The organism is Tardiphaga alba (genome assembly GCF_018279705.1).
GTDB classification, from domain to species: domain Bacteria; phylum Pseudomonadota; class Alphaproteobacteria; order Rhizobiales; family Xanthobacteraceae; genus Tardiphaga; species Tardiphaga alba.
The window spans coordinates 4,276,061-4,298,842 of record NZ_CP036498.1 but is presented as its reverse complement, the minus strand read 5'-3'; the positions used below and the strand labels follow the sequence as shown (position 1 = coordinate 4,298,842).

Here is a 22,782-nt window from a genome sequence, read left to right as displayed (position 1 = left end):
CCGCTATTATGACAGCGGCTGCGGCATTTGTGACAGCGATTGTGACAATGGAACTGACGCGGCTCGCGCTCAGCTCCCCGCCCAGACGTCGAGCACATAGCGATTGCGCGTGCCGAGATCGTCGATCCAGTTTAGCGCGGCCTTGTCGTCACCGCCGCTGCGTTCGCGCTGGATCGCCATCAGGGCCGCCTTCACATCCGGCTCCATCTTGCCGCCATCGCCGCAGACATAAGTGATGGCGCCTTGCTGGATCAGTTCCCAGACGCGGTCCTTCTGCTGGGTGATCAGGTGCTGCACATAGGTCTTCGGGGTGTCGCCACGCGAGAAGGCGACGTGAAGTTCGCAGATACCTTCCGCTGCAAAGCGCTTCAGCTCCTCTGCATAGAGGAAGTCCTGATCCGGATGACGGCAGCCGAAGAACAGCAGGGCAGGGCCGAGCGTCGCGCCCTGCGCCTTCAAGGCTGCACGCTCCTGCAGGAAGCCGCGGAACGGCGCGAGGCCGGTGCCGGGGCCGATCATGATCAGCGGCACCGCGGGATCGGCGGGCAGGCGGAAGCCCGCTTTGGTCTCGCGCACGATGGCATGCACGGTGTCGCCGGCGCGCCGGCCGCTGAGATAGTTCGAGCAGACGCCGCGATAGATGCCGCGACCGGAAAAAGCGGGCGCCTGCACCACGGCGGTGGTCACGGTGCAGCGCGCAGCATTGCCCTGCGGCGATGACGAGATCGAGTAATAGCGCGGCGCCAGCAGCGACAGCATTTCCAGATAGGCATGGAAGGGCAGTTCGCAGGCCGGATGCTCGTCGAGCAGGTCGAACACCGATTTGCGCTTGGCGAGAATGTCGCTGCGATAGCGTTCGCTGGCGGCGGGATCGTCGCCGACATAGCCGAGCAGTTTGGGCTTGGTCATCGGGCAGCGGGTATTTTCCGCCATGATCTGGATCTGCTTGCGGGTGGCCACCTGCTGCAGTTCGACGAATTCGGTGAGCAGCCGCCCGACCGAGACGACGTCGCCCACGGGCAGTTGCGCGCGGCGGCCGGCGGCAACCTGCAGGCGGATCTGGTCGTCGGGGAGGAAGCCGAAACGCCGTGCCACCGCGTCCACCAGCGCAGGATCGTTGCGCGGAATGACGCTGAGATGATCGCCCACACGGTAGCTCACGCCTGCCGGCAATTCGATCTCGATATGCCGCGTCGAGCGATCGGAGGCGCCGTTCTGCAATTCCCTGTTGGCCTGCACCTTCATCGGCACCACGCCGCCAAGCGTGACCACCGTATTCACCGCGGTCGGCGCCACCGGCTCGATCTGGTAGAGCGGCGCGTCATCGGCGCTGCGCTCGAACCCGGTGGCGAGGCCGAACTCCTTCACCGCGAGCGGGCGCAGCTTGGCGAACCAGTCCTCGAATTGCCCGTCGAGATCGTCGCGGGCATCACCTTCGCCGCGCACATAGGCATTGGTCGCGCCGTGTTCGCGCAGTCTGTCGTCGATATAGCGCGGGATGGATTGATAGGTCGCGAGCCAGTCGCTGTTGCCGCAGCCGAACACCGCATAGCGCACGCCGGCGAAGGCGTCCTTCGGCAGGTCGGTGCCGAGCCAGTTGACGAATTGCGTGGCGTTGTCCGGCGCAGCGCCGTTATAGGAGGCGCAGAAGATCAGCACGCCGCCTTCGGTCGGTAGATGGCCGGCGACATCGTCGAGCGCTGCGAGCTTCGTGGCGAAGCCGTTGACCTCGGCGAGATCGGCGACGCGCGTCGCCAGTTCTTCAGCGGTGCCGAGATTGGAGCCGTACAGCACCAGCAGCGGCGTGTTGTGCGTCGGGCGCGCGCGGCCGGGTGCGACGGGAGCGGCCGGTGCAGCCGCCGTCGCTGTGCCCGCACGCCCCGCAAATGCCCCGCGTTCATGGTCGGCGCGAGGGCGCACCTTGATCTTGAAGCCGTCCGGCTTGATCGTCAGCGTTTCCTTGAGCGCCATCTGGTAGCGCTTGTGGTCGGTCATCTTGAAGCGCTGCAGGATCATGCCCAGCGCCAGCGCCGCCTCATGCATGGCGAAGCCGCGGCCGATACAGGCGCGCTGGCCGTTGCCGAAGGGCTTCCAGGCGTTCGGCGGGCGCTTCGCCTCGGCTTCCTTAGAGAAATTCTCGGGATCGAACACATCCGGGTTCGGTCCCCACACCGAGGGATCACGATGCAGGCCGAGCACCAGCACGGTGACGAAGGTGCCCTTGCGCAGCTTGTATTTGCCGCCGCCGATGGTCTCGTCCTGCACCGGCGCGATTCCATAGGCCGGTGCCGGCGGCCACAGCCGCAGCGCTTCCTTCAGGATCTGGGTGATGTAATGGAGCTGCGACACCTGCTGATAGGTCGGCTTGGCATTGGTGTCGGGGCCGAATACGCGATCGACCTCCTCATAGGCCTTCTTAAGCACCTCGGGATGCTTGAGCATCGCATAGATCGCGCAGGACAGGAGGCCCGACGTGGTTTCATGCCCGGCGATCAGGAAGGTGTTGATCTGGTAGCGAATATTGACGTCGTCGAGCTGCTCGCCGGTCGTCCGATCGACGCCGGTCATCATCGCGCTCAGCATGTCCTTCTTGCCGTCGGTGGCATCGGCAGCCTTGCGGCGTTCGGCGATGATCTCGTCGACCATGGAATTCATGAAGGCGACGTCGCCGGCGAGGTCGCGGCGGCGCTTCTGCATCCAAAGATTTTCCAGCGGCAGGCCGCGGGTCATCATGATGGTTTCGAGTGACCGCACCAGCGATTCCACAAACGGGTGATAGTCGCTGCGATAGAATGAGTTGAAGCGATATTCGAAGCCGCACAGGCCGATCGTGTCGAGGGTCAGCGCCGTCATGTCGTGAACGACGTCGATTTCCTCATCGGTGTTGAGGCGCTCCCATTTCTTCACCAGCTGCTCGGCGATATCCACCATGCTCGGGTGATAGGACTGCATCGCGCGATTGCCGAATGGCTGCAGCAGGATGTTGTGCGCCTTGCTCCAGTTCGGCTCCTTGGTGTCGGCGGTGAACAGCCCGTCACCGCCGACCGCGCGCACCCGGCGCAGCGCGCCGCGCACCGCCTTGTCGAAGCGCTTTTCGTCGCTGAGCTCATCGATGAGGTCGTGGCCCGCCACGATGACGATGGGCGCGCCCATCATGTCGAGCCAGAAGATCGGCCCGAGCTCCTTGGCCAGCCGCGCGAGATCCTGCACCGGCGCATTGGCGTCCAGCGACAGCATATTGCCCACCACCGGCTTCTTCGGCGGATGCGGGATCGGGGCGAGTTTGTTGGTGGATGGCATGTCGCGACGTGTCCTGCGCTTACCCTCCCCTGCAGGGGGAGGGTCGACAGACACTGAAAGTGTCTGTCGGGGTGGGGCTGTTGTCTGTCAACGCCTTCGCATGGGTTTGCAAAAGCGTCATTGTCGTTGGAGCCTGCGGCTACTCCCCACCCCGGACGGCCGTCGCGATGCTGCGCATCGCTGGGCCATCCGACCCTCCCCTGCAGGGGAGGGTGAAGGAAGGGCTGCCTGATCACTATCCAAATCGCTTCCGTCGCCAGTCGATCAGCACCTGGCTCACCTCGTCGGGCTTTTCCTGCTGGGTCCAGTGGCCGCTGTCTTTCACCAGATATTTTTCGAGATCGGGAATGATGTTCTCCATGCCGTCCGCCGAGGAGGGCGGCAGCACCGCGTCGTTTTCCGCCATGATCATCAGCGCCGGCACATGCACGGTGTGATCGAGGCCTTCGGCGCGCGCCCAGTTGGCGCTCATATTGCGATACCAGTTGATGCCGCCGGTGAAGCCCGAGCGCTTGAAGGCGTCGACGAACACCTGCTTCTCCTCATCGGAGAGAATCTTCTGGCGCGGATCATTCGCCGGATCGTAGCCGGCCACCATCTGCGGGAAGGCGAGATTGGTTTTCGCCGAAGCCCCGATGCCGCCGGCGGGCGCATCGCCGACATTGGCATGCTTGCGCGGCATCGGCTTGCGCATGAACATGTCGAAGGTCTTCTCGACATTTTCGCCGAACAGGCGATCCGGCTCGCGGGCGGGATCCTGGAACTGGACGATATACATCGTGTCGCCGAACCGCTTGCGATAGATCAGCAACGGGTCCACCGGTGCGCGGTCCGTATGCGGCGTGTTGACGCCGATCACGCCCGCGGTGCGGTCCTTGTAGCGCAGCGGCATCTGCCAGACGATGAAGCCGCCCCAGTCGTGGCCGACAAAGATCGCCTTGTCGATGTTGAGATGATCGAGCAGGCCCACGAGGTCGCCGGTGAGATGCTCGATACTGTAGTCCTCCACGGCCTCGGGCCGCGATGTCGCGCCATAGCCGCGCTGGTCCGGCGCGATGACGCGGATGCCGGCGGCAGCCAGCGCCTTGATCTGGTGGCGCCAGGAGAACGCCATTTCCGGCCAGCCATGGCACAGCACCATCGGCGGCGCGTCGCTTTTGGGACCGGCGTCGTAATAGCCCATGCGGATGCCGTTGATATCGGCATATTGCAGCGGCGGCATCTCGATCATGGGCATTCCCTAGCTTGCGGATTTGAGCGCATCGGACGACGCGAACGCCGCCTGCAATGCGGCGAATTCATCCGGCATCATGTCGGCCAGCACCTGCACATGCGGGATGATGTTGGCGCCGGCGATGAAGCCGAAATCGAGCTGGTCGCGATAGCTCTGCACGGTGATGTTGAGCGCCAGCCCGTGGGTGGAGATGGAGACCGGGAAGATGTGCAACAGCTCGGCGCCCGCCGCATAGAGCGTCTGTCGCGGGCCGGGCACGTTGGACACCGTGATGTTCGCCGCCGGCGGCAGCACGTCGGAGAGATTGGTGCGGCTGTAGAGCAGCGCCAGGATCTGCACCATGATCGGCGCGCCCAGCAGCGAAATGTTCGACACCTGCGGCATCAAGGCGCGCAGCGGATGCGACATCTCCTTGGATTTGGTGGACTGCGCGATGATCGCTTCCAGCCGCTCCTTGGGATCCTCGATATTGCTGGCGATCGAGCAGATCATGCCGAACACCTGATTGTTGGAATCCGTATTGCCTTCCTCGCGCAGCGAGATCGGCACCGCTGCCGTCATCGCCTTGGCGGGCAGGGCGCCCTTTTCCTTGAGATAGCGCCGCACCACGCCCGACGAGAGCGCGAGCACCACGTCATTGAGCTTGCCGCCCGCCTGCTTCGCCACCGCCTTGGCGGCGGACAGCGACACCGAGACGCCGGCAAAGCTGCGCTCCGACGAGATCGTCTTGTTGAGCAGCGTCGGCGGCGACACCATGCTGGCGATGCTGTCGCGTGATTTCGGATCGGCGATCTTGGACAGCACGTCCGACGTGCTCTTCAACATGGTCGGGATCGAGCCTGCGAATTTCACCGCGCTCTCGATCTGGAACATGGCGTTGTCGAACAGGATCGAGCCGATATCGCTCTTGCCCGAGCGCGGCAGCTCGATGCCCTTGGAATTTTCCAGCGGCTGGGTCCAGAGCTGCTGGTAGGAATTGAGGAAGGAGGCGGCGATGTCGCGCGGCTCCTGCTTGATCTTGGCGCGGACCTCCGGCGCCTCGATCTCGCGCGGGATCGGCGTCACGTCAAAGATCATGTTGGTGAGGGCCGCGCCGGCGCCGCCGTCGATACACGCATGGTGCATCTTCGAATACAGGCCGATCTCGTTGTTCTGCATGCCCTCGAAGACATAGAACTCCCAGAGCGGCCGGGCGCGGTTCAGGAGCTTGGCATGCATCCAGCCGACGATGCGCTCCAGCGTGGCGCGGTCATGCGGGGCGGGCAGGCTGGCGCGGAAGATGTGGCGGTCGATGTCGAACTGGTCGTCCTCGACCCAGTGCGGGTGATCGATGTCGAGCGGCGCCTTTTCCAGCCGGGCCTTCAGGATCGGCGCGACATGCAGCCGCGAGGCGATCATCGCCTTGAAGTCCTCGAAGAAGTCGCCCTGGTAATTCTCCGGAAGGCGGAAGATCGCCATGCTGCCGACATGCATCGGCATCTCCGGCGTTTCCAGATACAGAAACGACGCGTCCATCGAGGACAGCTTTCGGCTGGCTTCCGCCATGATACGACCCTCCCTCATCACCACCTGGACGCCTTGGTCGGCGTTCTACCGGGGAGTGTGCCCGCAGGACGAGCGACTCCGCAATGGCAAAGGCGAGGTCAGGAACGGGGGCGAGGCCCGACTTAAGGCGGTGTCGTATGGCGAGTGATCGGCGCGCCGTGCTGCCAAGACGTGCATCTCAACAGCCGGATTGCCTACTCAGGCACCATCGTGGGTTTCGTTAAATAGCTAATGTTTAAAGCTATTTACGGGTTGGTTGCTGAGCTGCTCCACGATGTTTTGGTCAAGGTGGCATCATGGTGCCTATTTCTTGCTCATTATCACGGATTCGTGATATCGCAGTGCACCATCGATGTTGCGGTGCATTATTTACTATGTCATAGAAGTTGCACCCCGGGCCCACAACGGCGGGACGGGGCGAGCCGAGCCTGACAGCAAGCAAAGCTTTGCGAGGCGGCGCAACCCGAGGATGGAGACGACAATGACGATCGAAACCGAGACCAATTCCGTGCTGAACAACGTCAAGCAGGCCTTCGCGCCGGTGACGGATGCGTTCGCCAAGCTGCAGAACATGGAAGTGCCCGAGGCGACCCGTGATTTCGTCAAGCGCGCTGCCGGCACTGCCAAGGACAAGACCAGCGAATTCCAGGCCAATTCCGAGAAGGTGACGTCGGCGATCGAAACTGCCGTGTCGAACTCGGTCAACGAAGCCGCCAAGATCAGCCGCAACGTGCAGGACGCGTTCTACGCGGACGTGCAGTCTTTCTTCGCCGGCATCGACAAGCTGGCTTCGGCCAAGTCGTTCAGCGAAGCTTTCCAGGTGCAGACCGATCTCGTCCGCGCCCATGGCGAAGTGCTGACCGCCCGCGCCAAGGCCTCGACCGAATATCTCGGCACCCTGGTGTCCGAAGGCGCCAAGACCGCGCAGGACAATTTCTCGAAAGCCACGTCTTTCGCCAAGACTGCGTAAGCTTTCTGCGATCGAGTGATCAGAGTTTTAAGGGCCCGCGCAAGCGGGCCTTTTTTGTGTGTAACGCGCCATCTCCTCAGCCGTCATTGCGAGGAGCCCTTGCGAAGAAGCAATCCAGTTCTTACGGCGCTTGCCACCTTCTGGATTGCTTCGTCGCTTCGCTCCTCGCAATGACGGGGGAGAGTGACAGTTCTTAATTCACCTGCCGCTCTTTTCCTTCCCAATAGGGATCGCGCAGCTGCCGTCGCAGGATCTTGCCGGATGCATTGCGTGGCAGGGCCTGGATGAAATCCACCGTCTTCGGCGTCTTGAACGCAGCGATGCGCTGGCGCGTGAAGGCGATGATATCGACGGCGCTGGCCTCCTTGCCGGGCTTCAGCGCCACCACGGCTTTCACCGCTTCGCCCCAGGTGTCATCGGGCACGCCGACCACGGCAACCTCGGCCACGTCGGGATGATCGCAGATCGCGCTCTCCACTTCGGCCGGATAGATGTTCTCGCCGCCGGAGATGATCATGTCCTTGATGCGGTCGTGGATATAGAGGAAGCCGTCCTCGTCGAGATAGCCGGCATCGCCGGTGCGCAGCCAGTTGTTGCGGTCCAGCGTGCGCGCGGTGGCGTCCGGCAGATTCCAGTAGCCCACCATGTTCGATGCCGAGCGCGTCGCGATCTCGCCGACATCGCCGACGGGCAGCGGCTTGCCGTCGGGATCGAGAATGGCGATCTCGATGCCCGGTAGCGCCTTGCCGGCCGAGCGCATGCAGTTGCGGCCCTCGACATGATCCTCCGGCGCCAGCACGACGATGGTGCCGGTGGTTTCGGTCATGCCATACATCTGCACGAAGCCGCAGCCGAACACCGCGATGCATTCCTTCAGCAGCGCTGCAGGGATCGGCGACGCGCCATACATGATGTATTTGAGCTGCGAGAAATCCATCTCGCGGGCCCGCGGCTGCCGCACGATGAACTGCATCGCCGCCGGCACCAGGAAAAGTTTGCTGATGCCGTAGTCGCGGAAGAAGTCGAGCACCTTGTTGGGATCGAACTCGCGCGCGATCACACTCTTGGCGCCGTGATAGAGGCCGAACACGGCCCAGCCGACGCCGCCGATGTGAAACACCGGCATCGCCACCAGCGACACGTCGGTGTCGGTCCAGACATTCCAGTCCGGGTTTTCATCGGTGCCGCCGATGCGCAGCAGCGACAGGAAATTCTGGTGCGACAGCATCGCGCCTTTCGGCTTGCCCGTCGTGCCCGACGTATAGAGCTGGATCGCGACGTCGTTATTCGTTGTCGCAAGGTTCGGATCGCTGTCGCTTTGCGCATCGCGCCAGGCGGCAAAATCCTGCCACTCCGGCGCGCCGCCTTCCATGGTCATGATGGCGCGGACATGGGGAAGCTGATCCTTGAGGCTGCGGACGAGATCGATGAATTCTGGCCCGACGAACAGCACCGCAGCCTTGGCGTCATCGACGATGAACCCAATCTCCGGCCCGGCCAGGCGCCAGTTCACCGGCGCGGTGACCACCTTGGCCTTCACGGCACCGAGCAGCAGTTCGATGAAGAGATCGCTGTTCTTGCCGAGATAGGCGATGCGCTCATCCGGCTTCACGCCCAGCGCGATCAGGCCGTTGGCGACCTGGCTGGCGCGGCGATCGAGCGCTGCGTAACTGGTCTCGCGCCCCTCGAAGACGAGCGCAGTGGATGCACCGCGGGTTTTGGCTTGCACACGAATGACATCGGCGAGCGTAGCGGCTTCCGCAACGGACATGGTTTCCCTCCCTCCAACTATTTTAGTTGCGAGGAGTGTGAGGGTGTCCGTGCAGGCTGACAAGATGGGAAAGGTGTTGCGGTGCGGTGAGCAAGCGGAGCTTCACTCCTCCGCCGTCATCCTGAGGTGCTCGCCGACTTCGGCGAGCCTCGAAGGATGCGGAGCGGTGCGCCGGCGCTTGCGGCCGTCCTTCGAGGCCGCCGCTGCGCGGCGGCACCTCAGGATGACGGCGGAGTGTGTTGTGAAAGGTGGCGCGTTTACCCGCGCTTCGCCTTGTCCTTCTCGTTCTGCGCCTTGATGCTTTCCTTGGCGGCATCCCAGTCGGCATCGCTCCAGTCGCGCAGCTGATAGAAATTGCCGCCCATCGCGAGGGCCTGCGCGCCGTCCATGGCGATGGTCTCGCCATTGATCCAGTCGCAGCCGCCCGAGATCAGGAACACTGCGAGGTTCTGCAGCTCTTCCATGGTGCCGGTGCGGCCCATCGGGTTCAGCGCCCGGGTCCGCGCGCCGGCTTCATCGCCGGGCTTGATGCGCTTGCTCATGCCTTCGGTGGGGATCTCGCCGGGCGCAATGGTGTTGAGGCGGATGCCGTAGCGGCCCCATTCGGTGGCGAGCGACATGGTCATGGCATGGATCGCCGACTTGCTCATGGCGGACGGCACCACATAGGGCTGCCATTGCGCACCCAGGTGACGGTGATCGATACGACGTTGCCGCGCGTCTTGCCGGCGATCCAGCGGCGGCCGACGGCATGGGTGACGTAGAACGTGCCGTGCATGACGATGTTCGCCACCGCATCGAAGCCGCGTGGCGACAGGTCCTGCGAGCGCGAGATGAAATTGCCGGCGGCATTGTTGATGAGGTCGGTGAGGGGCCGTCGGCCCAGATGCCCTCGATCATCGCATCTACCGCGGCGCTGTCGCGGATGTCGACGCCATGGCTCGTCACCTTGCCGCCGAATTCCGCCATCAGCTCGGTGGCAGTCTCGTCGCACACGCTCTTGCGGCGACCGCAGATGTGCACCTCCGCGCCCAGTTGCAGGAATTTGGCGGCCATGGATCTGCCGAGGCCGGTACCGCCGCCGGTGACGAGAATATTCCGGCCTGCGAGGAGCTGCTGATTGAACATGGGGTGGTCCTGCTTTTGGTGGTTGCGGACGTTTTAATTAGTTGGTTGACTAAAACCTCACAAAGGCGGCGCTGTAAAGCCGGCAAAGAAGTCTAGGAAGGAAACCTCCCATGGAAGATCGCGTCCAGGTGTCCATCACGGGCGGCGTCGCCGATGTCCGGATGGTCCGCGCGGACAAGATGAATGCGCTGGATGCCGCGATGTTTGCGGCCCTGGTGGATACCGCCGACAGGCTTAGCCGTGAAAAGGGGCTGCGCGCGGTGGTGCTGTCCGGCGAGGGGCGGGCCTTCTGCGCCGGCCTCGACATGGGACGATTCGCCGCCATGAAGGAGAGCGGCGGCGACGGGATCGGCGGCGCCCAGAAGCGCGACCTTTCGCTCCGCACCCATGGGCTTTGCAATCATTCGCAGCAGGCGGTGTGGGGCTGGCGGCAATTGCCGGTGCCGGTGATCGCCGCCGTGCATGGCGTCGCTTTCGGCGGTGGCTTCCAGGTCGCACTCGGCGCCGACATGCGTTACGTCGCGCCCGACACCAAGATGTCGATCATGGAAATCAAATGGGGCCTGGTGCCGGATATGGCGGGCACGCCGATCCTGGCCTCGCTGGTGCGCGACGATATCCTGCGCGAGCTGACCTACACCGGACGGATTTTCACGGCGCAGGAAGCGCTGAGCTACGGCCTCGCCACGCGCGTGGTCGATGATCCCCGCGCCGCGGCGCTCGAAGTCGCGCGCGAAATCGCCGGTAAGAGCCCGGATGCGATCCGCGCCACCAAGCGCATGCTCAACAATCTCTCGGTCGATCCCGGCCCGGCGCTGCTGGCGGAGTCCGTCGAGCAGATGAAGCTGATGGGCGCCCCGAACCAGACCGAAGCCGTGCGCGCGAATATCGAAAAGCGCGCGCCGAATTTTGTGGACTAGCGACCTTACACTCCGCCCTCATCCTGAGGAGCCCGCCAAAGGCGGGCGTCTCGAAGGATAGCAGCGGAGCTCCGGCAACTCATGGTTCGAGACGGCGCTACGCGCCTCCTCACCATGAGGGGCTGAGATTTTAAGAAGAACAACAAACTCGGAAACACCATGTCCAACTCCCTCCGCCACGGCGTCATCTCCGGCGACCGTCTGCGTTCCTTCGACGACATCAATGCCCGTGCCAGCCGCATCGCTTCGGGCCTGACAAAACTCGGCGTCAAGCAGGGCGACAGCGTCAGCATCCTGATGCGCAACGACATCGCGTTTCTCGAAGCCGCCTATGCGGTGGCGCGGCTCGGCGCCTATGCGGTGCCGGTGAACTGGCATTTCAAGCCGGAAGAGATCACCTATGTGATCAGCGACTCCGGCAGCCACGTCCTGATCAGCCATGCCGACATGCTGCATCAATTGCGCGATGCGATCCCGGCCGGCATCACCAGCATCAGCGTCCCGACGCCGCCGGAGATCGTCGCGAATTACAAGATCGATCCTGCCATCCTCGGCACGCCCGATGGCGCCATCGATATGGAAAGCTGGATCAACGAGCAGCCGCCCTATGACGGCCCGGCCGTGCCGGCGCCGCACAACATGATCTACACATCGGGCACCACCGGCCATCCCAAGGGCGTGCGTCGTTTTGCGCCGACGCCTGACCAGCAGAAATCCGCAGATGCCATGCGCGTCCGCGTCTATGGCCTCAAGGAAGCCTCGCGCGCGCTGTTGCCGGGGCCGCTCTATCACTCGGCGCCGAATGCCTTTGCGTTGCGCGCCGGCAAGCTCGGCGGCCTGCTGGTGATGATGCCGCGCTTCGACGCCGAGGAATTTTTGCGCATCATCCAGGACGAGAAGATCGACACCATCTTCATGGTGCCGACCATGTTCATCCGGCTGATGAAACTGCCGGAGGACGTCCGCAACAAATACGACATGTCCTCGCTGCGCCACATCATCCATGCCGCAGCCCCTTGCCCGGCCGATGTGAAGACCGCGATGATCGACTGGTGGGGCCCGGTGATTTTCGAATTCTACGGTTCGACGGAATCCGGCGCGGTCACCTTCGCCAATTCCGAGGATGCGCTGAAGAAGCCCGGCACCGTCGGCAAGATCGCCCCCGGTGCGGAACTGCGTTTCCTTGGCGATGACGGCGAAATCCTGCCGCAGGGCGAGATCGGCGAAATCTATTCGCGCATCGCCGGCAATCCGGATTTCACCTATCACAACAAGCCGGAGAAGCGCGCCGAGATCGACCGCGACGGTTTCATCACCTCGGGCGATGTCGGTTACATCGACGCCGACGGCTACGTCTTCATCTGCGACCGCAAGCGCGACATGGTGATCTCCGGCGGCGTCAATATCTATCCGGCCGAGATCGAATCGGCGTTGCATGCGCTCCCCGGCGTGCATGATTGCGCAGTGTTCGGCATCCCCGACGCGGAATTCGGCGAGAGCCTGATGGCGGTGATCGAGCCGCAGCCGGGCGTGGTGCTGGATCTCGCCAAGGTGCGTGTCGACCTCAAAAAAGCGCTGGCGGACTACAAGGTGCCGAAGGCGATGGAGATCCAGAGCAATCTGCCGCGCGAGGATTCCGGCAAGATCTTCAAGCGCCGTCTGCGCGATCCCTATTGGGCGAAAGTGGGGCGGACGATTTAGTCCGTAGGGTGGGCAAAGCGCAGCTTGCCCACCTTGATATTCCGAGCAAGTGATGGTGGGCACGGCGCAAGCGCGCCTTTGCCCACCCTACATATGTCAACTTCATCTTGCATTGCAGCAAGACATGCGACCAAATGCGCTCCCGGCCATTTTTCCCGGAGCTGACTTGTGTCCATGACTTTGCCGAACGATCAGGAAGCCGCCCCGCTGCATGGCGGGCCCATTGCCGACCCGCAGGCTGACGCCCAGCTGAAGGATGACATCCGACTGCTCGGCCGTATTCTCGGCGATACCGTCCGGGATCAGGAAGGCGCCGCGGTCTTCGATCTCGTGGAGAACATCCGCCAGACATCGGTGCGATTCCATCGCAATGAGGACAAGGATGCCCGTCGCGAACTGGAAGCGATCCTCGACGGCATGTCGACGGCCGAGACCGTGCGCATCGTCCGCGCCTTCAGCTATTTCTCCCACCTCGCCAATATCGCCGAGGACCAGAACAATATCCGCCGCATGCGTGCCCAGCGCGCCGATGCCGCCTCCGCCAATGGCACGCTGGCGCATGCCGTGGCGCGCGCGCAGGAGGCCGGCATCGATGCCAAGATGCTCGGCAAGTTCTTCAGCCAGGCGCTGGTGTCGCCGGTGCTGACCGCGCATCCCACCGAAGTCCGCCGCAAGAGCACCATCGATCGCGAAATGGAGATCGCAGCTCTGCTGGATCGCCGCGAGCGCATGCAGCTCACGCCGGAGGAAAACGAGGCGCTGGATGAGGCGCTGCGTCGCGCGGTGGTGACGCTGTGGCAGACCAATCTGCTTCGCCGCAGCAAGCTCACCGTGCTGGATGAAGTCACCAACGGTCTCGCTTTCTACGACTACACATTTTTGCGCGAAGTGCCGCGGCTGCATGGCCGGCTTGAAGACGCTCTGTCCGAACAGGGCGGGCCGGAGGCATTGCCGGCGTTCCTGCGCATGGGCAGCTGGATCGGCGGCGACCGCGACGGCAATCCGTTCGTCACCGCGGATGTGATGCAGGGGACCGTCATGCTGCAGGCGAGGCGCGCCTTCAGCTTCTATCTCGACGAACTCCATGCGCTCGGCGCCGAACTCTCGATGGCCGCGCATCTCTCGGAGGTCTCCGACGAGCTGCGTGCATTGGCCGAACGCTCCCCCGATCCGTCGCCGCATCGTGCCGGGGAACCGTATCGCCTGGCGATCTCCGGCATCTATGCGCGGATGGCGGCCACGGCCCATGCATTGAAACTCCCGAACCGCCGCGCTGCGGTGGGCGATGCGCCGCCTTATGGCTCGGCCACCGAGTTCAGGGCCGATCTCGATGTGCTCGATCGTTCGCTCCATGCCGACAATTCCCGCGTCATCGCGCGCGGCCGGCTGCGCTCGCTGCGCAGCGCGGTGGATTGCTTCGGCTTCCATCTCGCCAGCCTCGACATCCGCCAGAACTCGGCCGTGCATGAGCGCACCGTCGCCGAGCTGATCGATGCAGCGATGCCCGGCAAATCCTATCTGTCGCTGGACGAGGACGCGCGCATCGCGCTGCTCGCGGCGGAGCTAAAGAACGCACGACCGCTGTCGTCGCTGTTCGTCAAATACAGCGAAGAAACGCTCGGCGAACTCGCCCTGTTCCGCATGGCGGCGGAGGTGCACAACAAGTTCGGCGCGGCGGCGATCCCTCAATGCATCATCTCCATGTGCAAGGGCGTTTCCGATATGCTGGAGGTCGCGGTGCTGCTCAAGGAAGTCGGCCTCGTCGACTCCTCCGGCCGCAGCGGTATCAATATCGTGCCGCTGTTCGAGACCATCGAGGACCTGCAGGCGTCTGGCAAAATAATGGACCGGCTGTTCGCGCTGCATGACTATCGCAAGCTCGTCGATAGCCGCGGTGGCGTCCAGGAAGTCATGCTCGGCTATTCCGACAGCAATAAGGATGGCGGCTTCGTCACCTCGGGCTGGGAGCTTTACAAGGCCGAGATCAAGCTGGTCGATGTGTTCGAGCGCCATCACATCCGCCTGCGCCTGTTCCATGGCCGTGGCGGCTCCGTCGGCCGCGGCGGTGGTCCCAGCCATGACGCGATCCTGGCGCAGCCCGGCGGCGCCGTGGACGGCCAGATCCGCATCACCGAACAGGGCGAGATCATCTTCAGCAAATATTCCAATGCCGAAGTCGGTCGCAACAACCTGGAGATTCTCGCAGCCGCCACGCTGGAAGCGAGCCTGCTGGCGCCGAAGCACTCGGCGCCGCGCAGCGAATATCTCGAAGCGATGGAGGAGATTTCCGAACTGGCCTTCAAGGCCTATCGCGGCCTCGTCTACGAGACCGATGGTTTTGTGGACTACTTCTGGGAATCCACCGTCATCAACGAGATCTCGACGCTGAATATCGGCAGCCGTCCGGCTTCGCGCAAGAAGACGCGGGCCATCGAGGATCTGCGTGCCATCCCGTGGGTGTTCTCATGGGCGCAGTGCCGGTTGATGCTGCCCGGCTGGTACGGCTTCGGCAGCGCCATCAAGGCCTGGCTCGACAGGCATCCCGACAAGGGCATGGCATTCCTGCAGGAGATGCACCGCGAATGGCCGTTCTTCCGCACGCTGCTGTCGAATATGGACATGGTGCTGGCCAAGAGCTCCATCGCCATCGCTTCGCGCTATGCGGAACTCGTCGCTGACGAGGTGTTGCGTGAAAAGATCTTCGGCCGTATCCGCGCGGAGTGGCATCTGACCATCGAAACCCTGCTCGATGTCATGGAGCAGGACGGGTTGCTGCAGGGCAATCCGCTGCTGGAACGCTCGATCCGCAACCGCTTCCCGTATCTCGACCCCTTGAACCATGTGCAGGTCGAACTGCTGCAGAAGCACCGCGCGGAAGGCGAGGGCGGCGACGAGCAGGTGCTGCGCGGGATCCAGATCACGATCAACGGGATCTCGGCAGGGCTGAGGAATAGCGGCTAGCTCTTTCCCTCCCCAAGCGGCGAAGCCGCGCAGTGGGGAGGGTGGATCGAACGCGAAGCGTTCGAGACGGGTGGGGCATCCCACGCTCCGACGTCACGTGGTGTTCCCAACCCGTCACGTCTCCTCGCTACGCTCGTCGCCGCGCCACCCTCCCCACGGCGCCGCTTCGCGGCTTGGGGAGGGAGAAGAACATCTCAACAGAAATGCGCGCCCTGTGTTTCCACATAGACCGCATACAATGACTGGCTTGCCGTCATGAACAGCCTGTTCCGCTTCTTGCCGCCGAAACACACATTCGCGCAGGTCTCCGGCAGCCGGATCTGTCCGATGCGTTGCCCGTCCGGTGCAAAGATCTGCACGCCGTCATAGCCGTCGCCCACCCAGCCGGCACCGACCCAGATATTGCCTTCGGTATCGACACGCAGGCCGTCGGGGAAGCCTGACTTGCCGTCCAGCGTCATGTCGATCAGCGGCTTGCCATTCGTGAGCTTGTCGCCGTTCACGTCATATTGCCAGACGACGTTCTTCGCATTCGGATAATGCGTGATGCCGGTGTCGCAGACATAGAGTTTTTTGTAGTCCGGGCTGAAAGCGAGACCATTCGGCTTGAACGCATCGTCGGCCACCTTGCTGATCTGGCCATTGGTCGGATCGATGCGATACACCGCTTCCTTCTGGTTCGGCTGGGTGACGCCCGCCGCCGCGCGTTCGCCTTCATAGAGGTTGATGCCGCCGTAACCGGGATCGGTGAACCAGATCGCCTTGTCGATGGGATTGACCACCATGTCGTTCGGCCCGTTCAGCGGCTTGCCGTTCGCGGCTTCGGCCAGCGTCGTGGTGCCGCCATTGTGCTCGAAGCGGACGAGGCGCGTGCGCTGCGCGGAGAGTTGGCGGCCCTCGGTGTCGAACGAGTTGCCGTTGCTCTCCTGCGAGGGATAGCGGAAGCGCTCGGAGATGTGGCCGTCATCGTCGAGATAGCGCAGCTGGCGATTGGCGGGAATGTCGCTCCAGATCAGATACTGGCCTTGCGCATTCCATGCCGGCCCTTCCGCCCACAGGCAGCCGGTATAGAGCCGCTTGATGACGGTGTTGCCGACCTTCGCCTTGAAGCGCTTGGCGTCGATGACGACGATGTCGGGATCTGGATAGCGCTGCGGCTCCGCATTCGGGCCGAAGTCGCGCGCAAAAGCTGTCGGCGCCACGATGGTCGAGGCGGCGAGGGCACCTGCGGTTTGCAGCAAGCGCCTGCGATTCAGCGATGGGTTGGATGGGGGATCGGTATCACGCGCAGCAAATGGATTTTGCATCGTCGCCTCCCTGTTCGTCTGGCTTTGCTGCCAGTTGCGCAAAGGCTAACGCGTTACGACACGGATACCAGCGAATTCGTTGCTGCCGCGCGGTGGCGGCGCTGCACAAGGTGGACGAATGCGCGTGGGCTGAACGTTTCGGCGGCGAGCGCGACAAAGTTGAAACCTCAATCGTCACATCGGGTTCCTCATGTCGTTCCGTCGTCATATTCATGCGTCGGTGGCCGTCGCCACACTGTTGCTGGCTGCGCCATTCACGGGCGCCGTACGCGCATCGGATGTATGCGCGCCGCCGATCAGCCCGCGCATGATCGTCGCCTGCACCGCCGTCATCGACGATCCCGCCTCGACCGCTGCGCAGCGATCGGAAGCGCTGCGTGGCCGCGCCATCGGACAGGTGCGGCTTGGCAATCGCGCTGCTGCGATCGAAGGACTGACGGCCTATATCACCGCACATCCCGGTGATTTCGACGGTTACAATATGCGCGCCTGGATCCATGCCTGGCTCGACAATCATGACAGTGCGATCGCCGACTACAGCAAGGCGATCGAAATCAATCCGGCCGCAGCGCTGATCTATCTTTATCGCGGCCAGTCCTATCAAATGCGGGAAAACGTGGCCAAGGCACGCGCCGATTTCGACGAGGCCATCCGCTTGAAGCCTGAGGGGGCCGACACCTATCGCAGCCGTGGTCTGTTGCGGCGTCACCACGGCGACACCGATGGTGCGATCGCAGATTTTTCGGCAGCTGTTTCGCATGCGCCGCGGGATGCCTTGTCACTGGCTTTTCGGGGCGAGGCCTATGTTGCTAGGAAAGATTTCGACAAGGCCTTGATCGACTTCGACGCGTCGATCGCGATAGCGCCGAAATTCGACAACGCCTTCAACGGCCGCGGCGAAATCCGGCTGATGCGTGGCGACAATGAGGGTGCTATCGCCGACTTCACGAAGGCCATCACGCTGAATGCGAACAATATTGGCGCGCATGTCGATCGCGCCATCGCGCTGAGCCGGAAGGGAGATTACGTTGCAGCCATCCCCGACTACGATGCGGCGCTGAGACTGACACCCGACGACTCCAGCCTCCGTAATCGCCGCTCGCATGCACTGTTCATCACCGGTCAATATGCGGATGCTGCGGAGGATTTTGCGGACGTGATCAAGAGCGCGCCGGAATATGGCCTGGCGAAGCTGCTGCGCTATATCGCACAGGCCCGCAGCGGCAACGACGCGCTCGCCGAACTCAAACGCAACACGGCGAAGTTCGATCGCAACGACTGGCCATGGCCGATGGTCGCGGTCTATCTCGGTGAGATAACCCCGGACGAGATGATGAAGCGCATGAAGCAGATGCGTCTGGAAGATGATTTCGGCGCTTGCGGCGTGTCGTTCTATCTCGGGCAGTATTGGATGGTGAAAGAGAAGCCGCATGAGGCATTGCCTCATCTAAAACGGGCGGCCAAGGTCTGTCGCGGTGACGGCGAATTCGAGCAGGCGGCTGCGCGCTTCGAAATCAAACGGCATGAAGCGTCACGCTAGAGCGTCGGAGCCAACAAAAAAAGGGCAGCATGTGTGCTGCCCTTTTTCAGATCGAAACGCGCGGTGGAATCACACTTCCTGTTTGCCCGACGCGAAGATCGCGAGCAGCGAGATCACTGCGGCGGCCAGCACGTAGTAGCCGATATAAGCGAGACCGTAATTCGCCTGCAGATAGGTGGCGATATAGGGGGCCAGCGAAGCGCCGAAGATGCTCGCCATGTTGAAGGTCATGGACGAGCCGGTATAGCGCACCGCGGTCGGGAACGGCGACGCCAGCGCTGCGCCGATCAGGCCGTAATTGATGCCGAAGATGGCGAGGCCGATCAGCGCGAAGGCGTAGATGCCGGCGACGCCGCCGCCGAGCAGCGGGGCCACGCAGAACGAGAACGCAATCACCATCAGGCAGTTGGCGATCAGCATGTTGCGGCGGCCGAGCTTGTCGGCGAGCAGGCCGGCGAGGATGTTGGTGGTGCCGAAGGCGATGGCGCCGGCGATCTGCACCTTCAGCGCGTCGAGCAGCGACATCTTCGCCACGCCGACATTGTAGGAGAGCAGATAGGCCGTGCAGACATAGAAGAACACGAAGGTCATCAAGCCGACCAGAGTGCCCAGCACGAGGCTGCGCTTGTGCTTCTTCAACAGCTCGATGCCCGGGACGGCGACGCGCTCGGCCTTGTCGATGGCCTTCTGGAATTCCGGCGTCTCGGTGATGGACAGGCGCACCCACAGGCCGATCACGATCAGCACGATGGAGGCGAGGAACGGCACGCGCCAGGCCCAGCTCAGGAACGCTTCCGGCGACACGAAATGCAGCAGCAGCCAGAAGGTGCCCGATGCCAGGAACAGGCCGAGCGGCGCACCGAGCTGCGGGAACATGGCGTACCAGTTGCGCTTGCCGGGAGGCGCGTTCTCGGTGGCGAGCAGCACGGCGCCGCCCCATTCACCGCCGAGGCCGAGACCCTGGCCGAAGCGACAGATCACCAGCAGCAGTGGCGCTGCGATGCCGATCTGGGCATGGGTCGGCAACAGGCCGATCACCACGGTGGAGATGCCCATGGTGAGCAATGCCGCGACCAGCGTGGTCTTGCGGCCGACGCGGTCACCGAAATGGCCGAACAGGATGGCGCCGAACGGGCGCGCGAAGAAGGCGATGGAGAACACCGCGAAGGACGCGAGCAGGGCAGCCGTATCGTTGCCGGCCGGGAAGAACAGTTTCGGGAACACCAGCACCGCGGCAGTGGCATAGACGTAGAAGTCGAAGAACTCGATGGTGGTGCCCACCAGGCTCGCGGTGAGGACGCGCGCGGGAGAGTTCAGGGCCTTGGATTGCGGCGCGGCCGCGGAGGGCATGGCGCCCGCGTGATCAGTCATTGTCATGTCCAGCAAATGTGGCCCGGCCTGCGGATGCGCGGCATTGGGCCTTGTTATTTGCCGGTCACATAACCGACTTGGGCGGGAACTGGAATTCTTTATTGCGAAATTCGGGCAGGCACGGGTCAGATAAGGGTGATTTGCATAGCTAATTTTAGAATATAATTTCGTTTTCGATTTTGGGTTGTGAAGTTACGCACAACTCCGAAGCTTGAGAGAGGGCGCCGATCTCTCAGCCGTCATGCCCGGGCTTGTCCCGGGCATCCACGTCTGTGTCTCGTGAGAGGAAGAAGTGGATGGCCGGGACGGGCCCGGCCATGACGGAGAGTGTAAGCTTACACCGGATCCCAGCTGAAGATGTCGGCCGAACGGTCCAGCTTGTAGAACGACGACTTCAGCGCCGGCATGCCGTGGTCGGCGAGGGTCTGCGGGGTCCAGCCTTCGTCGCGGTGGATCGAGCGGATCGGGCGCGACTGGCCCATCAGGAAGATCTCGTTCATGCGCGCGGCAAAGATCTGGCCGGAGACGTCCTTGCCGGCATCCGACAGCAGGAAGGCCACCAGCGGGGCGATCTTTTCCGGGCCCATGCGCTGCATGCGTTCGACGCGCGCCTTTTCGGCTTCGGTCTCGGTCGGGATCGAGCCGATCATGCGGCTCCAGGCGAAGGGCGAAACGCAGTTCGAGTTCACGCCGTAACGCTGCATGTCGAGCGCGATCGACTTCGACAGGCCGACGATGCCGAGCTTGGCGGCAGCGTAGTTCGCCTGGCCGAAATTGCCGACGAGACCCGAGGTCGAGGTGAAGTGTACGAACGAACCGCTGTTCTGCTCGCGATAGATGCGGGCGGCGGCATGCGAGGTGTAGAACGAGCCCATCAGATGGACCTTGATCACGGCCTCGAAGGCGTCGATGGACATCTTGTGGAAGATGGCATCGCGCAGAATGCCGGCATTGTTCACCACGCCGTCGAGACGGCCATAGGTGTCGACGGCCTGCTTGATGATCTTGCTGGCCGGAACGGCTTCAGCGACGGATTCAAAGTTGGCAACGGCCTTGCCGCCGGCCTTCTTGATTTCCTCGACGACTTCTTCGGCCGGTGCGGCAGAGGTGCCGGCGCCGTCGGTCGAACCGCCGGGATCGTTGACGACGACGCTGGCGCCTTCAGCGGCGCAGAGCAGCGCGATGCCGCGGCCGATGCCACGCCCCGCGCCGGTGACGACGACAACCTTGCCGTCAAGCATTTTGGTTTTTGCCATGTGTAGTTCCTCTTGGTTGGGATTCAATTGTCGTCATTGCGAGGAGCGAAGCGACGAAGCAATCCAGTTCTTTCTTCGTGTCGCTCTGGATTGCTTCGCAATTCGTCAGGACTCGCAATGACGGTTGATGGGTGAGAGTTATTTCTCGTTCGTGAAAATCACCGTCCCCGACGCGGCGAACATGCCGCCGACGCCGTGACAGACCGATATCTTCGCATCCTTCACCTGCGCCGGCGCGATGCCGCGCATCTGCCGCACGCTCTCCTGCAGCGCGTACATGCCGTACATGCCGGAATGCATATAGCTGAGGCCGCCGCCATTGGTGTTCATCGGCAGCTTGCCGCCCGGCCGCGTATTGCCGTCGGCGATGAACTTGCCGGTCTCCTCATGCGGCATGAAGCCGAGATCACCGAGGCCATAGAGCGGCAGATGCGCGAAGGCGTCGTAGATCATGAGATGATCGACATCCTTATGCGTGATGCCCGCCTCCTGGAACGCGGTTGGCCCGGCCACGCGGAAGGCGCGCGAGGAGTCGAACGTTTCCATCTGGCTGACCATCGGCGTTTCCACGCTCTCGCCGGTGCCGAGAATGTAGACCGGCTTGTTCGGGAAATCCTTGGCACGATCCGCCGAAGTGAGGATCAGCGCGCCGCCGCCATCGGTGACCAGGCAGCATTGCAGGATACGGAACGGATAGGCGATCATCTTCGAGTTCAGCACGTCCTCGACGGTGATCGGCGCCTTCATCATCGCGCGCGGATTCTTTGCGGCCCATTCGCGCTGGAATACGGCCACCGACGCGATCTGCTCATGGGTGATGCCATGCGTCTTCATGTAGCGCAGCACCGGGATCGGGAACATGCTCGGCGGGCCGTAGACGCCGTAAGGCGCTTCGAACTGGCCCTGCAGCGAGTCTGCCGGAATCGAGCGCGGCAATTTGCCGATCATCGACTTGCCGGACTCCGCATGCGTGATCAGCACGGTCTTGCACAGCCCGGCCTCGATCGCCGCGGCAGCGTGGCGGACATGCAGCATGAAGGAGCAACCGCCCACCGAGGTGCCGTCTACCCAGGTTGGCGTGATGCCGAGATAATGCGCGAGCTGCTGCGGCGTCTCGACAGCCGTGGCGATGCCGTCGATGTCCGACAGCTTCAGCCCGGCATCCTTGATGGCGTTGAGCGCCGCATCTGCATGGAGCTGGATCTGCGACATGTGGGGGATGACGCCGAGTTCGGTGGTCTCGGCTGCGCCGACAACGGCGACTGCGTTTCTGCGCATGATCTCAGCCTTTCGCCGGACGGAACACGGGAAGGGTGAGCGTGTCATCCACCTTCTGGAACGCGACTTCGAGCTTCATGTCGAGTTCGAGCGCTTCCGGCGTCTGCTCGCAATCGATGATGTTGCTCATCAGGCGCGGGCCTTCATCGAGCTCGACAACCGCAATGGCATAAGGCGGCGTGAAGCCCGGTGCGGCCGGGCGATGATTGATGACGTAGCTGTAGAGAAAACCTTTGCCCGATGCCTTGAACACCGAAACATTCCGCGAGGCGCATTTCGAACAGAACGGGCGCGGCGGGAAATACACATGCGAACAGTCGTCGCAGCGCTGCAGGCGGAGTTCGCCGGTCTTGGCGCCGTCCCAGTAGTGCTGGGTTTCCGGTGTCGGTTTCGGGCGTGCCCGCGCGGGTTCGGCCATATGATTTCCTCCAGTGCCGGGATCCTCCCGGTTCGTTGTCGCGAAGGACATTCCACATTTGCGGTGGGGCGGTCCAGCGTCC

The 22,782-nt window shown here is 63.0% G+C and carries 14 protein-coding genes and 1 pseudogene; 5 read left to right on the top strand and 10 right to left on the bottom strand.

Features of this window, described 5'->3' with window-relative positions; genetic code table 11:
* Nucleotides 1–69: 69 nt before the first annotated feature.
* The 3 genes from RPMA_RS20535 to RPMA_RS20525 all read right to left on the bottom strand — a co-directional run bounded on the left by RPMA_RS20535 (nt 70) and on the right by RPMA_RS20525 (nt 6,079).
* Complete coding sequence (locus RPMA_RS20535) at nt 70–3,300, bottom strand: bifunctional cytochrome P450/NADPH--P450 reductase (RefSeq protein ID WP_211909514.1); 3,231 nt, start codon at nt 3,298–3,300, stop codon at nt 70–72.
* Nucleotides 3,301–3,535: 235 nt separating this feature from the next.
* Nucleotides 3,536–4,531: an alpha/beta fold hydrolase gene (locus RPMA_RS20530; protein ID WP_211909513.1), complete on the bottom strand. Its 996-nt coding sequence runs from the start codon at nt 4,529–4,531 to the stop codon at nt 3,536–3,538.
* A 9-nt stretch (nt 4,532–4,540) separates the two neighbouring features.
* Entirely contained in the window at nt 4,541–6,079 is a 1,539-nt protein-coding gene (locus tag RPMA_RS20525) for a WS/DGAT/MGAT family O-acyltransferase (RefSeq protein ID WP_211909512.1), read from the bottom strand.
* Nucleotides 6,080–6,560: 481 nt separating this feature from the next.
* Here RPMA_RS20525 and RPMA_RS20520 point away from each other — a divergent pair, with 481 nt between their 5' ends.
* Nucleotides 6,561–7,049 (top strand): phasin family protein, encoded by a 489-nt coding sequence (locus RPMA_RS20520; RefSeq protein WP_211909511.1) that lies wholly within the window; start codon nt 6,561–6,563, stop codon nt 7,047–7,049.
* Nucleotides 7,050–7,242: 193 nt separating this feature from the next.
* Here RPMA_RS20520 and RPMA_RS20515 read toward each other — a convergent pair whose 3' ends face one another.
* Nucleotides 7,243–8,820, bottom strand: a complete 1,578-nt coding sequence (locus RPMA_RS20515; RefSeq protein ID WP_211909510.1) for a fatty acid--CoA ligase — start codon at nt 8,818–8,820, stop codon at nt 7,243–7,245.
* Nucleotides 8,821–9,077: 257 nt separating this feature from the next.
* Nucleotides 9,078–9,948: pseudogene (locus tag RPMA_RS20510) on the bottom strand (SDR family oxidoreductase).
* Nucleotides 9,949–10,058: 110 nt separating this feature from the next.
* Here RPMA_RS20510 and RPMA_RS20505 point away from each other — a divergent pair.
* The 3 genes from RPMA_RS20505 to ppc all read left to right on the top strand — a co-directional run bounded on the left by RPMA_RS20505 (nt 10,059) and on the right by ppc (nt 15,530).
* Nucleotides 10,059–10,868, top strand: a complete 810-nt coding sequence (locus tag RPMA_RS20505) for a crotonase/enoyl-CoA hydratase family protein (protein WP_211909509.1) — start codon at nt 10,059–10,061, stop codon at nt 10,866–10,868.
* Nucleotides 10,869–11,027: 159 nt separating this feature from the next.
* The gene (locus RPMA_RS20500) at nt 11,028–12,569 is read left to right on the top strand and encodes an acyl-CoA synthetase (RefSeq protein ID WP_211909508.1); all 1,542 of its coding nucleotides are present in this window, start codon (nt 11,028–11,030) and stop codon (nt 12,567–12,569) included.
* A 174-nt stretch (nt 12,570–12,743) separates the two neighbouring features.
* Nucleotides 12,744–15,530, top strand: coding sequence for a phosphoenolpyruvate carboxylase (gene ppc / locus RPMA_RS20495; RefSeq protein WP_211913753.1), 2,787 nt, complete (start codon nt 12,744–12,746; stop codon nt 15,528–15,530).
* Between the two features lie 194 nt (nt 15,531–15,724).
* On the opposite strand, the gene RPMA_RS20490 is transcribed toward ppc, so the two are convergent.
* A complete protein-coding gene (locus tag RPMA_RS20490; RefSeq protein WP_211909507.1) occupies nt 15,725–16,837 on the bottom strand; it encodes an SMP-30/gluconolactonase/LRE family protein in 1,113 nt (370 codons plus the stop codon).
* A gap of 190 nt (nt 16,838–17,027) precedes the next feature.
* On the opposite strand from RPMA_RS20490, the gene RPMA_RS20485 reads away from it, so the two are divergent.
* Nucleotides 17,028–18,377, top strand: coding sequence for a tetratricopeptide repeat protein (locus tag RPMA_RS20485; protein WP_211909506.1), 1,350 nt, complete (start codon nt 17,028–17,030; stop codon nt 18,375–18,377).
* Nucleotides 18,378–18,446: 69 nt separating this feature from the next.
* Here the strand turns inward: RPMA_RS20485 and RPMA_RS20480 are convergent, their stop codons facing one another.
* The 4 genes from RPMA_RS20480 to RPMA_RS20465 form a co-directional block, all read right to left on the bottom strand.
* A complete protein-coding gene (locus RPMA_RS20480; RefSeq protein WP_211909505.1) occupies nt 18,447–19,748 on the bottom strand; it encodes an MFS transporter in 1,302 nt (433 codons plus the stop codon).
* 335 nt (nt 19,749–20,083) lie between these two features.
* On the bottom strand, nt 20,084–21,004 hold the full coding sequence (locus RPMA_RS20475) for an SDR family NAD(P)-dependent oxidoreductase (protein WP_211909504.1): 921 nt from the start codon (nt 21,002–21,004) through the stop codon (nt 20,084–20,086).
* Nucleotides 21,005–21,142: 138 nt separating this feature from the next.
* Entirely contained in the window at nt 21,143–22,282 is a 1,140-nt protein-coding gene (locus RPMA_RS20470) for a thiolase C-terminal domain-containing protein (protein WP_211909503.1), read from the bottom strand.
* Nucleotides 22,283–22,286: 4 nt separating this feature from the next.
* Entirely contained in the window at nt 22,287–22,700 is a 414-nt protein-coding gene (locus tag RPMA_RS20465) for a Zn-ribbon domain-containing OB-fold protein (protein ID WP_211909502.1), read from the bottom strand.
* Nucleotides 22,701–22,782: the final 82 nt, after the last annotated feature.

Coding starts and splice junctions, on each gene's coding strand:
- RPMA_RS20530 (WP_211909513.1), bottom strand. CDS start 4,531: ATGATCGAGATGCCGCCGCTGCAATATGCCGATATCAACGGCATCCGC.
- RPMA_RS20470 (WP_211909503.1), bottom strand. CDS start 22,282: ATGCGCAGAAACGCAGTCGCCGTTGTCGGCGCAGCCGAGACCACCGAA.
- RPMA_RS20520 (WP_211909511.1), top strand. CDS start 6,561: ATGACGATCGAAACCGAGACCAATTCCGTGCTGAACAACGTCAAGCAG.
- RPMA_RS20480 (WP_211909505.1), bottom strand. CDS start 19,748: ATGACTGATCACGCGGGCGCCATGCCCTCCGCGGCCGCGCCGCAATCC.
- RPMA_RS20465 (WP_211909502.1), bottom strand. CDS start 22,700: ATGGCCGAACCCGCGCGGGCACGCCCGAAACCGACACCGGAAACCCAG.
- RPMA_RS20525 (WP_211909512.1), bottom strand. CDS start 6,079: ATGGCGGAAGCCAGCCGAAAGCTGTCCTCGATGGACGCGTCGTTTCTG.
- RPMA_RS20505 (WP_211909509.1), top strand. CDS start 10,059: ATGGAAGATCGCGTCCAGGTGTCCATCACGGGCGGCGTCGCCGATGTC.
- RPMA_RS20500 (WP_211909508.1), top strand. CDS start 11,028: ATGTCCAACTCCCTCCGCCACGGCGTCATCTCCGGCGACCGTCTGCGT.
- RPMA_RS20515 (WP_211909510.1), bottom strand. CDS start 8,820: ATGTCCGTTGCGGAAGCCGCTACGCTCGCCGATGTCATTCGTGTGCAA.
- ppc (WP_211913753.1), top strand. CDS start 12,744: ATGACTTTGCCGAACGATCAGGAAGCCGCCCCGCTGCATGGCGGGCCC.
- RPMA_RS20490 (WP_211909507.1), bottom strand. CDS start 16,837: ATGCAAAATCCATTTGCTGCGCGTGATACCGATCCCCCATCCAACCCA.
- RPMA_RS20475 (WP_211909504.1), bottom strand. CDS start 21,004: ATGGCAAAAACCAAAATGCTTGACGGCAAGGTTGTCGTCGTCACCGGC.
- RPMA_RS20485 (WP_211909506.1), top strand. CDS start 17,028: ATGTCGTTCCGTCGTCATATTCATGCGTCGGTGGCCGTCGCCACACTG.
- RPMA_RS20535 (WP_211909514.1), bottom strand. CDS start 3,300: ATGCCATCCACCAACAAACTCGCCCCGATCCCGCATCCGCCGAAGAAG.